The sequence below is a fragment of the Kitasatospora sp. NPDC092286 genome (genome assembly GCF_044755565.1).
Lineage (GTDB): Bacteria > Actinomycetota > Actinomycetes > Streptomycetales > Streptomycetaceae > Kitasatospora.
In genome coordinates this window covers 1-10,697 of sequence record NZ_JBIVRD010000085.1, presented here as the reverse complement: position 1 = coordinate 10,697, position 10,697 = coordinate 1, and the positions used below count along the sequence as shown (strand labels likewise).

The window sequence follows — 10,697 nt, the reverse complement described above, 5'->3', positions numbered from 1 at the left end:
AGCAGAGCAGCGGCGCCGAGCGAGCGAACTCCAGTCCACACTCACACCATCAGGTGACACCAGAACCAGTCAAACACTCACAAACCGCTCTCTCATAGCAGGACCGCGCAACTATCCGGGCCCGCCCGAAGCCGTTGGACAGCCTATTGCCGCAGATGACAGGCTCCGCCTCATGGAGCTACTCGACGTCCTTGCGGAGCTCGCCCGGTCGGGACACCTTGGGCCGGTTGAGAACGGCGCGGCTTGGGGTCAGGTCACCGCGGCGCTCGGTGAGCCCTGGGAAGTGGTCGTCGGGAAGCGGCGGTCATGGCCGCGCCTGTTCGCTTACGGCGACCTTGAACTCAGTGTCTGCCGCTGCCAGAAGATCGCTCTGATCTGCCTCCAGACCTGGCGTGATGTCATTGGCCTCCCTGCCGGCCTGGTCGGCCGGGATCGTTTCCCCGGCCAACCCAAGTACGCCGACGTGATCGCTTCTCTCGACCGCGTCGGTTGCGCCTGGCAGCCCTACACACCCCTCACCTTCGGCAACCAATGCGCCATCGAGGCCACGTCCTCCGGCGTCACCTTCGTCTTCGAAATCCCGGACGGAGAACACCCGATCCTCAACGTCGTGGGACCCCCGCCCCATCAGCATGAGTGCCCCGCGACACTGTGAGCGTGAAGCCGACCAGTGTTCACGGCGGCCCCGGTGGCCTGACGGCCGCCGGGGCCGCCTCGTCAATATTGGGCCCGTCACCGCCTTCATACACATGTTCAAAGTCGCGCAACATACGACACGCCCGAGAGAGTCCGTTCGCCCCACTCGACACGACTACTTTCCGTGGCGAACCGCTCGCAGGCGAACTCAGCGCCGAGCTGGGCTAGTTCGGATAAGCAAGCGTGTTCATGAATACAAGGGCTTGAAAAGGCGCGACCGCAGGTGCCGATGGAGACCTTGCGTTTCTCGAAGTGCGCAAGGAATGCGTCCCATTCCTCTTCGGTGGGGTTCGATACTCTTCGCTGGGTCGGGTTGCCCTGCGGCGGGCGATGAAGACGCGATGGGCCTCGATGGTCTCGGCGGGGTAGATCGCCTTTTAGCCCATCGTCGTATCAAGACTCTTATGTCCGCAGAGCACTTGGGCGATGTGCGGTGGCAGGCCGTTCATGATGGCGTCGGTCACGAAGATCCTGCGGAAGTCGTGCGGGGAGAAGACGAGGGGTTCGCCGCCGGCATCGGTCAGGCCCGTGGCGGCCAGCGCGTTGATCAGCAGCTTGCGCAGCGCAGTCGGGGTGAAAGCGCGGTGTTCGGTGCCGATAGCGCGTTGGAACAGCAGCGGCATGGGCGGGTTCCAGACCCGCTCGTGGACGTCGTAGGAGGCTACCAGTGGGATCGCGCGGCTTCTTCCTCGCAGGCGGCAGACGATGGTGGAAAGGACGTCCGCCAGTTCCGGGCTGACCAGCAGGAGCCGTTCGCTGTCGGTCTTGGACGGGGCGACCTGCAGCAGGGGCACGACTTCGCCGGTGCTGGGGAGTCGGTATTCGGTGATGCTGTGGTGGGTCAGCTCCAGGAGCTCCTCGTTGCGGATGCCGGTCAAGCGTAGGACCGAATCCCGCAGAGGAGGGTGTCCCTGCCGGGCGGCCCGGAGGACATGCTCATCGACGAGGCATGCCGGGACCTGAAGCTGCCCGCGTTCCGTGAGCGGTTCATCGAACTCGCCGGCACGGCCCGCCGCGAGCAGGCCACCTACAAGCAGTTCCTCCTCGACCTTCTGCAGGTTGAGCTCGCCGACCGCGACGTACGCCGTCAGCAGCGGCTCCTGCGGCTGGCCCGCTTCCCGCGGCCCAAGCGGCTGGAGGACTTCGACTTCACCAAGCGGACAGCACGGCGTCGCCGGCCTCCTGGTGGGCGTCGGCGAGGCGCTCGGCGACCAGGGCGGTGAGCTCGGCAACGCGGCCCTTCAGGTCGACGACCGCGCGCACCGGCAGGACCAGGTCGGCGGTGTCCCACGCGTGGGACACCCCGAGCCCACGCTGGACGGTGTCCTCGATCGCCTCGGCGACGGCCGCCAGGCTGAGGGTCTCCACCAGGGCGTCGGCCGGGGTTCCCAAAACGGCGGCGCCGCCCGGCTCGCCCGCGGTCGTCTGCCCGGCCACGGCGACGGGTGCCAGCGGGGCGAGGGGCTCCCAGACCGAATCGGCGGCGGCCAGATCGGGGACGTCGATGCCGAGGTGGGGCTGCCGGGGGTGCGCCGGGTTCGGGGATCACCCGCAACGGGCATCAAGCCCCGCATGACGATCCCTCACCGTTTGGTCGGCACCGGCGCCCACAAGGTGCTGGTCCTGCACGACTGGTTCGGCACCAGCGCCGGCTGGGGCCCGTTCCCGGACTACCTGGACGGCTCCGCCTTCTGTTACGCGTTCCTCGACTACCGGGGCTACGGCGAGCGCAAGGACGTGCCCGGCGCCTACACGCTGGCCGAGATCGCGGACGACGCGCTCGCGCTGGCCGACCAGCTCGGCTGGCCGGAGTTCTCGCTGGTCGGGCACTCGATGGGCGGCAAGGCCGTCCAGCAGGTGCTCGCCCGGGCGCCGCACCGGGTGCGGAAGCTGGCCGGGCTGGCGCCCGTCCCGGCCGGCCCGTACCCGATGGACGCGGAGGGCGAGGCGCTGTTCTACGGCGCGGCCGAGGACCGGGCGAAGCGGTACGAGATCCTGGACCGGGTGACCGGGTGACCGGGTGACCGGGCGGCGGGCCGGCCGGGTCTGGCTGGACCGGATGGTGGACAGCTCGCTGGAGCTGTCCACCCGGGAGGCCTTCGACGGCTACGTGCGGGACTGGACCACCGCCGACCTGGTGGACCGGATCGCCGGCAACCCCGTGCCGGTGCGGGTGTTCGTGGGCGAGCACGACCTCCTGCTGACCGCCGACGCGATGCGCGGCACCTTCCTCGTCCACTACCCCAACGCCGAGGTGGAACAGCTGCCCGCCTCCGGCCACTACCCGATGCACGAGACGCCGGTCGCCCTGGCCGCCGCCCTGGAGTCCTTCCTGCACACGTAGCGGCCCGGGGCCGCCGGCGGTTACCCGAGCTCCTTGATCCGCTCCCGCACGGCGGGCGAGGCCTTCGCCCAGGAGCCGCTGTCGAAGGGCGGCCGGGGGTCGTACTCGGCGTGCAGCTGGATCGCCCGGGCGGTGGTCTCGTCGGTGAGGAGGGCGGCGAGGTGGAGCGCCATGTCGATCCCGGCGGAGATGCCGGCCGCGGTGACGATCCGGTCCCGGCGCACCACCCGTTCGGGGGTGTAGGCGGCACCGAACCCGGCCAGCTCGCCGGCGGCCGCCCAGTGCGTGGTGGCGGCGAGGCCGTCGAGCAGGCCGGCGGCCCCGAGCAGCAGCGCGCCGGTGCACACGGAGGCGGTGAACCGGGTGGTCGCGTGCGTCCGGCGCAGCCAGTCGAGGAACGCCTGGTCGTCCATCAGCGGCCGGGTGCCGTGCCCGCCCGGGACGAGCAGCACGTCGCACGCCTCGACGTCCGTGTACCGGGCGGGCACGTCCAGCCGCATCCCCCCGATGCTGTCGGCCACCGGCCCCGTCTTCCCCGCCGCCACGAACCGCACGGCGGCCCCCGGCAGGTAGCCGAGCACCTGGTAGGGGCCGATCGCGTCGAGCGGCTCGAAGTCGTCGAAGAGCACGATGGCGATGTCCATGTCCCGCAGCGTAGGCTCGAGTTGGCCTCCCGTCCCAGCCCCGGTCAGCGGATTCACGAGAACGAGTGGTCTGCACCACCGGCCTTTACCTCAGCGCATCCAGCTCCGCGCCGATGGCGGTCCGGATCGGGTCGTGGGCGGCGGTGAGGGCGTGGGCCGGGTCGGCCGCCCGGCAGGCCCGCTCGACGGCCTCGCCGAGGCGGTCGAGGTCCTCCAGGTAGGCGATCCGGCGGGGCCGGGGCAGGTCGGAGAGCCCTTGCACCCCCGGCCGGTCGGTGAGCAGGATCGTGTACCCGGGCAGGAACTGCCCGTCCCCGGCCACCGCGAACCCGGCGTCCAGGCGCCGGATGCCGGTGGGGTTCCGGCCCCGCAGTGCGCTGCCGATGCGGTCGGACTTCCAGTCGCGGTTCTCGTCGGTCATCCGCCGATGCTAGGGCGTGACCGGCGGTTCCGGGCGTGCGGAGCGCCCGGCAGGGGAGTCCCGGCCGGGCGCCAGTAGTGCTGGTCGGGCGGTCAGTACTGGGTGCTGACCGTGACGCCGCTGAAGTCGGTGACGGCGTACAGGCTGAGGTAGCGGTAGCCGGCCGTCGGGTTGGTGACGGTGAGGGACTGGGTGGTGCCGCTGCCGGTGGAGGAGGCGGTGAAGGCCTTCGGCGAGGCCCAGGTGTCGGCGTTGTAGTAGAGGTGCGCGGTACCGGTGCCGCCGGAGGTGGTGACCTTCAGCGTGGTGGTGCCGGCCGGCAGGTAGACGTACAGGTAGTCGGAGTTGCCGGCGGTCGCGGCGCGGCCGCTGCGCGAGCAGTTCTTGCCCATCGCGTCGTTGCGCGGCTCGGTGCAGTTCGGCAGGGTGACCGGGCCGCCGGAGGTCACGGTGACCGTGGCCGCGGTGGTGCCGGCCCGGCCGGTGTCGTCGGTGGCGGTCAGGGCGACGGTGTAGCTGCCGGCCTGCGCGTAGGTGTGGCTCGGGTTGCGCTCGTCCGAGTAGGTGCCGTCGCCGAAGTTCCAGCGCCAGGAGGTGATCCGGCCCGGGCCGGTCTGCACGGACCGCTCGCTGGCGCTGACGGTCGCGCCGTTCACCGTGGTGTCGAACAGGGCGTTCGGGCCGGCGGCGTAGCAGGCGCCGGCGGCGCAGGCGTCGAGCCAGGCGTCGAAGTCGGCGTCGTACGAGGTGCCGACGTTGTTGTAGACCGCGTAGCCGCCGGGGTAGTCACCGGCGCGGAACCGCGCCAGCATGGCCTGGACGTCGGCCGGGTGCTTCTCCAGCATGTACCGGACGGCCAGGTAGCCCCACGGGTAGGTGCGGGTCGAGTCCGAGTTGCCGTAGGTGCTCTGGAAGAGGGTGCTGAGCTTGTAGGTGTGCTTGGCCGCCTGGGCCATGGCGTCGGTGTCGGTGGCGCCGCGGTAGGTGTGCGAGACGTACTCGGCGATGCCCTCGACCCACCAGAGGTCCGGGACGGACATCTGGAGGTCGTAGTTGCCCTTCATGTCGTAGATGCTGTCGAGGTAGTGGGTGTACTCGTGGTTGAGGTTCCACACCCGCGCGGGGTCGTTGACGTTCCAGGCCTTCTGGTACATCACGGTCACGGCCTGCTTTTTCGGGTCGGTCGCGTCCATGACGGTCTGGCCGCCGTTGTCGGTGCCGTTGCCGAAGATCGCCCACGAGTAGGTGGTGTAGTCGGTCTTGTTGGCGAAGATCCCGAAGGTGACGGTCTTGGCGTACTGGTTCGGGATGGGCCCGTTGTGCTTGACCACGCTCTGGAAGTACCCGTCCTGCTTGCGCAGGCTCTCGCACACGGTGGCCAGTTCGGCGGCCGACAGGGCCTGGGCCTGGAGGGTGCGGTTGTCGCAGACCAGCTGGTTCGGCAGCACCACGGAGGTGAGCTTGGCGCGCAGGTCGCAGATGCCGTAGTAGGAGCACTGGCCGTTGTTGTAGTAGGCCGCCTGGACGGCCGTGTACACGTACAGCGGCGCGTAGGGCGTGAGGAGCGGCGCGGAGTCCAGCACCTTCTTCACCAGCGGCTTGGCCACGGCCTCGGCGGCGGGGCTCGCACCGGCGAACCGGGCCAGGTCGTTGCCCGCGTTGGTGTCGAGGACGGCGTTGGGACCGTTGAGCAGGTCCCGGTGGTTGACCGCGAAGTCGGCGAGCGAGGTGATCAGGGCCGGATCGGCCGCCAGCGACCGGACGAAGTCCGCGTTCCGGTAGCCGCCCCAGAGCGGGTAGAACAGCACGGAGTTGACCGCGCTGATCATCTGCGGGAACGCGTTGTACGAGTTGTCGTACCCGTCCAGTATCCGCTTGTAGACGCCCGCGTAACGGGCCTGGAGGTTGGCGCTGTCGGTGAGCCACACCACCTCCTTGAGGATGCGGCCGTTGTCCTCGGTGACGTCGCGCCAGCGGGTGCCGGCGAAGAGCGTGTCCAGGGCGGAGCTGACGGCGGTGGCGAGCTCGCCGGTGTACGGGCCAGCCGCATCCGGGTAGTAGAACTGGATGTAGTAGCCCACCTGCAGGTACTTCACCAGCTGCGCGATACCGGTCGAGTTGTCGCCGGTGTAGCCGGCCGCCAGGCTCTTGAGGGCGTCCGCGACGGACAGCATCCGGGCCTGCCGGAAGATGCTCGGGTCGGCGCTGCCGCTGGTGTACAGCGACTTGATGCAGTCCGTGGTCGAGTTCTTGACGAACGTGACCAGGTCGGCACCGGTGCGGGCCGCGAAGTCGGCCGGGGTGCAGCTCTGTGCGGCGAGGGACTTGGACAGGGTGGGGGCGCCCGCCCCGGCCGCGGCGGCCGGTTCGTCCAGGCGCGTCGCGCCGATCAGCGCCGGGGGCAGCGGGGCGGTGGGCGCGGCGGGGGCCTCGGACCCCGTCGTGGCGGCCGGGGCCGTCAGGCCGGCCGGGCCTGCGGAGGCGGCGGGGGCCGGCCCGGCGACGGCGGCAGGGGGTGCCGCGAAGGCCTGGGCCGGCAGCACGGCGGTGGCCGTGGCGCAACAGGCGACGACGCCTGCCGCGAGCATGGAGAGTCTGGTGCGCAGGAGCACGCCGAATCCTTCGTCGAGTGGGGGCAGCCCGACGTGGGATCGGGCTGAAGGAAGGAGATTGGCGTGGATCCTGTCACCGACCGCGGGTCAGAACAATGTCACAGTTCATATGACACGCGATTTCCAGCCACTCCGCCGCACCGCGGGCCGGGAGGTCCGCCCGCTGCCGCGCAGGCCGGCGAACCGGACGGACTGGCCGATCCGCACCCCCGGCCGGGCCGACCCCCGGGGCTCTGAATTGTGACCGGGATCACATTCGGCGGCCGATGAGTTTCCGCGCCGCGTCCGGTCCTGTGAACAACGAACGAAGGAGAGCCCCACCATGACCGCCACCCCCGCCGCCAAGGGTCCCGCCAGCTACTTCCCGTCCATCGAGCAGAAGTACGGGCAGCCGGTCGCGCACTGGAAGGAGCTGATCCGCTCCTCCCCGCTGACCCGGCACATGGAGCTGGTCGCCTGGCTGAAGGCGGAGCACGGGATCGGCCACGGGCACGCGAACGCCCTCGTCAAGCACACGCTCGACGAGGGCGGGAAGCAGGGGCCCGGGAGGGGCGCGGCCGCAGCTTGGAATCTATCCTCGTCGGGTTTGGTGTTCCTTGATCGACTCGGCGCGTTTGACCGTCTTCCCGACGTCGTGACGTGTGGCCCGTTGCTTGTTCTTCGAGCCGGGAGGCCGTCCCGGGCCTGGCCGGGACGGTTTCGGTGCCGCTGCTGGGCGAGCGGTGGTCGGGCGGATGTTGCGAAACCCCCGCCGCACCCGGGCGGGGGTGAGGCGGCGGGGCTCGGCGGGCCGCTCCCAGGGGCGGCGGAGGTCCTCGGCCAGCGGTCGGGCAGGACGGAGTTGGGTGTGGGCGGCGATGATGAGCCAGGTCCACAGGTCGGCGCTGTCGGCGTGGCGGATCTTCGGGGCGGTCCAGCCGAGCCTCTGCTTCATCAGGCGGAAGATGTGTTCCAGGTCGAATCTGCGCAGGAACGACTGCCACCAGCGGTCCGCGTCGGCGCCGGTGGCAGCGGTGGCCGAGCACCACAGCCAGACCGGTTTCGGGTCCCGGTCGCCCGACAGGCGCTCGACCTTCAACCGCACCAACGTACCGTGGAAGATGGGCAGTTCCTCCTCGGTGTTGTTCAGCCAGGGGCCGAGGTGGGTGAGCCTGGGGTGCATCCGGTCCTACGCGATTGCCTCCGCGGTGCCGTAGCGGGTGGTGTCCGTGACCGTGGTGACCTCGGGCCGATGCCAGCTCTCGGGCTTCGTGCTCTCGGGCTTCGTGAAGGTGAGGACGCCACCGTGCCGACGTGGGTGCCCGCCTTTCGGGGTGGAGCGTGCGGGGCCCGCGTCGCGGAGCATGACGCGGTCCGAGCGCAGGCGCCCGACCAGCATGATCGGAAGGTCCACGAGAGCGTGCGAGAGGTAGGCGACGTTGTAGCCCGAGTCCGTCATGATCAGGATCTCCGGGTCGCCCGGCTGCCACTGTTCGGCCTGTTTCAACCGCTCGACGACATCGCGCAGTTGGGCGGCGGTGACGGCGGTTGCGTCGTCGGCCGGCCCGAGGCGCACGGCGTCCAGCAGCGCGACCCAGGAGGTGCGGCCTGTCTCCAGGGCGGCGACGAAGGAGTACGGCCAGCCGGGAACGAGCTCGTCCGTTTTGCGGTCGCCGCGTCCGTGGACGTGACAGAAGAGCCGGTCATCGCTGGTGGGGGCGTCGGGGCGGAGCCAGTTGCTCACGTCGACGGCCAGCACGATCCGGCCCGTCGGCCGCCTTGGCGGCGACCTTGATGCCGGAGGCCCAGTGCTGGTTGACGCTGCCCTCGAAGATGTCCTTGCGGTTGGCGGGGGCGGCCGCCCAGTCGTCCTGGTAGCGCTCGGCGATGTCCCGGGTCTGGACGCGGAACATGCCGCGCCCGGGCCGGATCCAGCCGCCGGTGCCGACGTCGCTGCCGGCCTTCAGGCTGTCCTGGTCCCAGCGGCCGTTGACCAGGGTGTTGTAGCGGGTGTCGGCGTCGGGGCGGAACACCAGCCGGGTGCCGCCGGTGCCCGAACCCTGGCCGCGCAGGACGAGGTAGTCGGCGTCGACGTAGATCTGCCGGGAGACGTCGATCCGGCCGGCCGGGAGGGAGATCAGCGAGAGGCTGTCGAAGTTGGCGTTCGGCGAGCAGGCGGCCTTGATGTCGTCGACGGCCTTCTGCAGGCCGGTGGTGTCGTCGGCGCCGTCGTCCGCCCGCACGCCGTACTGCGAGGCGAGCCGGTCCGGGGTGATGCGGCAGGCGGCGTTTCCGGTCAGGTCGCCGCCACCGGGCAGCGGTCGGCCGCCGCGGAATCCCACGCGCGACCAGTCGGGCATGCCGGCGGGCGGGCTCGTGCGGTTGGCGGAGGTCAGGTCCGGCTTTTCCGCGCCGGGACCGGCCGTCACGGCGGCGGCCGGGGCGTCCGCGGCGGTGGAGGGCGCGGGGAGGGCGAGCGGGAGCAGCAGGCCGGCGAGCAGCGCGGCCGCCGGGCGTAGGCGTTTCATGGGATCTCGTTTCGGTGTCGTCGTGGTGCTCCCGGGCCGGGGAGGGCGCACCGGGAGGGCGCACGGGAACGCCCCCGGTACCTCGCGGGGACGGGGGCCGGGGGCGTCGGGACGCGGGCGGGTGCTACGGGCACCAGAAGCGCACGGCCGACAGGCGGTCGTTGAGGTGGTGGTCGGGGGTGTTGAAGCCGTAGTCGCCCTTCGCACCCCAGTTCCAGGTCGGGGTGAAGTCGAGCTGGGACGGGTGCAGCTCGCTGTAGGGGTCGTCCCAGAACTCCACCTGGCACTGGGAGTTGTTCAGCCAGGAGGACACCTGGTCGTTGGCCAGGGTCCCGTTCGGGAAGTGGACCTTGGTGAGGCGCACGATCTCGCCGTTGCCGCCGGCCGCCGGCGGGACGACGATCGCCTTCGACCCCGCGCCGCCGCCGTCCTGGTAGGGGCAGAGCGCCCAGGCCGGGCAGCCGTCGTCGGGCGGGTCCGTGGCGGACGCCGGCGCCGCCGTGAGGAACAGCGCCGCCCCGGCGAGCGCGCCCGCGATGGCGGTCGCCGGCTTGAAGGACTTCAGGGCCACGGTGGAACTCGCTTTCCAGGCGGGGACAGTGCTCGTGCGCGGCGGGCCCGGTCCGGCCCGCCGCAGCACGAGACTGCCCGGGCGGGGCGGGCGGCGGCATCAGTCAAATGACTGCGGATCACCGAGGCCCCGTTTCCCGACGCGTCGCGCCGGGAAACGGACCAGAAACATGGGATGTTGCCGCACCGGCCACTGCCGCGAGGATTCGGACCACGGCGTCGGCCACCGAAGGCAGGTGCCGCGCGCCGGCGATTCCGTTCCCCCCGAGGAGGGTTCTTCCCATGAGTCTTCGCCGACCGGTCGCCGCGGCGGCCACCGTCGCCGTGCTGGCCCCGCTGCTGGCCCTGGCCGCCGGAACCGCTCACGCCGCGCAGGGGCCCGCCACCCAGCCGGGGCCCATCAACGTCGCGCAGGCGCCCGCCCCCGGGTTCGACGTCCTTCCCCCGAACCCCTCGATGCTGCAGCTCACCCGGCGCGACCAGTGCATGGCTTCGTACAACGTCAACTACTGGGTCGGCGGCATGCCGTTCGCGCTGACCCAGCTGAAGGTCTGTCTCAGCGCGCCGGCCGCCCTCGTGCGCGGCGCGCAGATCTTCTTCCCCGGTGACGTGAACTTCGTCCCGTCCGAGCCCGTCCTCGTCCCGACCGAGCCGGCCTTCCCGTGATCCGCCGACGGCTCCGGGACGCGTCGGCCACCTTCGAAGGAGAGTCCACCACCATGCGAATCCGTCGACCGGCCACCGCGGCCGCCGCCGTGGCCGTGCTGGCCCCGCTGCTGGCCATGGCCGCCGCCGCCCCGGCGAACGCCGACTAGGCCGCGTATTCGGTCGTGATCAATGGGTTCGGGTGAGGTCCTTGATCCAGATCATTGCGCCGCGGAGGTGAAGGCCGGCGAGGTAGCT

General features: G+C 70.9%; 11 protein-coding genes and 3 pseudogenes. 6 read left to right on the top strand and 8 right to left on the bottom strand.

Annotation, left to right across the window (positions count from 1 at the left end; translation table 11 throughout):
• Positions 1-172: 172 nt before the first annotated feature.
• The gene (locus ACIQIB_RS38885) at positions 173-655 is read left to right on the top strand and encodes a hypothetical protein (RefSeq protein ID WP_363615191.1); all 483 of its coding nucleotides are present in this window, start codon (positions 173-175) and stop codon (positions 653-655) included.
• Positions 656-1,073: 418 nt separating this feature from the next.
• On the opposite strand, the gene ACIQIB_RS38880 is transcribed toward ACIQIB_RS38885, so the two are convergent.
• Positions 1,074-1,574, bottom strand: coding sequence for a tyrosine-type recombinase/integrase (locus ACIQIB_RS38880; protein WP_400764121.1), 501 nt, complete (start codon positions 1,572-1,574; stop codon positions 1,074-1,076).
• Between the two features lie 54 nt (positions 1,575-1,628).
• On the opposite strand from ACIQIB_RS38880, the gene ACIQIB_RS38875 reads away from it, so the two are divergent.
• Positions 1,629-1,919, top strand: coding sequence for an ATP-binding protein (locus tag ACIQIB_RS38875; RefSeq protein WP_363614995.1), 291 nt, complete (start codon positions 1,629-1,631; stop codon positions 1,917-1,919).
• On the opposite strand, the gene ACIQIB_RS38870 is transcribed toward ACIQIB_RS38875, so the two are convergent.
• Positions 1,846-2,133, bottom strand: a complete 288-nt coding sequence (locus tag ACIQIB_RS38870) for a hypothetical protein (RefSeq protein ID WP_363614977.1) — start codon at positions 2,131-2,133, stop codon at positions 1,846-1,848. The genes ACIQIB_RS38875 and ACIQIB_RS38870 overlap by 74 nt on opposite strands.
• A 135-nt stretch (positions 2,134-2,268) precedes the next feature.
• Between ACIQIB_RS38870 and ACIQIB_RS38865 the strand changes: the two genes are divergently transcribed.
• On the top strand, positions 2,269-2,712 hold the full coding sequence (locus ACIQIB_RS38865; protein WP_363614979.1) for an alpha/beta fold hydrolase: 444 nt from the start codon (positions 2,269-2,271) through the stop codon (positions 2,710-2,712).
• 4 nt (positions 2,713-2,716) lie between these two features.
• Positions 2,717-3,040, top strand: coding sequence for an alpha/beta fold hydrolase (locus tag ACIQIB_RS38860; RefSeq protein ID WP_400764120.1), 324 nt, complete (start codon positions 2,717-2,719; stop codon positions 3,038-3,040).
• Positions 3,041-3,060: 20 nt separating this feature from the next.
• Here ACIQIB_RS38860 and ACIQIB_RS38855 read toward each other — a convergent pair whose 3' ends face one another.
• From ACIQIB_RS38855 to ACIQIB_RS38845, 3 genes and pseudogenes are all read right to left on the bottom strand, one after another.
• A complete protein-coding gene (locus ACIQIB_RS38855; RefSeq protein WP_400764118.1) occupies positions 3,061-3,684 on the bottom strand; it encodes a DJ-1/PfpI family protein in 624 nt (207 codons plus the stop codon).
• Positions 3,685-3,838: 154 nt separating this feature from the next.
• Positions 3,839-4,105 (bottom strand): annotated as a pseudogene (locus ACIQIB_RS38850) (diadenosine tetraphosphate hydrolase); the annotation flags it as partial.
• A 92-nt stretch (positions 4,106-4,197) separates the two neighbouring features.
• Positions 4,198-6,717: a collagenase gene (locus tag ACIQIB_RS38845; protein ID WP_400764116.1), complete on the bottom strand. Its 2,520-nt coding sequence runs from the start codon at positions 6,715-6,717 to the stop codon at positions 4,198-4,200.
• Between the two features lie 322 nt (positions 6,718-7,039).
• On the opposite strand from ACIQIB_RS38845, the pseudogene ACIQIB_RS38840 reads away from it, so the two are divergent.
• Positions 7,040-7,246: pseudogene (locus ACIQIB_RS38840) on the top strand (DUF4287 domain-containing protein); the annotation flags it as partial.
• 42 nt (positions 7,247-7,288) lie between these two features.
• On the opposite strand, the pseudogene ACIQIB_RS38835 reads toward ACIQIB_RS38840, so the two are convergent.
• The 3 genes and pseudogenes from ACIQIB_RS38835 to ACIQIB_RS38825 form a co-directional block, all read right to left on the bottom strand.
• A pseudogene (locus tag ACIQIB_RS38835) lies at positions 7,289-8,479 on the bottom strand (NF041680 family putative transposase); the annotation flags it as partial.
• Complete coding sequence (locus tag ACIQIB_RS38830) at positions 8,400-9,224, bottom strand: hypothetical protein (protein WP_400764114.1); 825 nt, start codon at positions 9,222-9,224, stop codon at positions 8,400-8,402. The pseudogene ACIQIB_RS38835 and the gene ACIQIB_RS38830, both read right to left, overlap by 80 nt.
• A 124-nt stretch (positions 9,225-9,348) precedes the next feature.
• A complete protein-coding gene (locus ACIQIB_RS38825; protein WP_400764113.1) occupies positions 9,349-9,795 on the bottom strand; it encodes a peptidase inhibitor family I36 protein in 447 nt (148 codons plus the stop codon).
• 281 nt (positions 9,796-10,076) lie between these two features.
• Here ACIQIB_RS38825 and ACIQIB_RS38820 point away from each other — a divergent pair, with 281 nt between their 5' ends.
• The gene (locus tag ACIQIB_RS38820; RefSeq protein ID WP_363614993.1) at positions 10,077-10,460 is read left to right on the top strand and encodes a hypothetical protein; all 384 of its coding nucleotides are present in this window, start codon (positions 10,077-10,079) and stop codon (positions 10,458-10,460) included.
• Positions 10,461-10,697 lie beyond the last annotated feature (237 nt).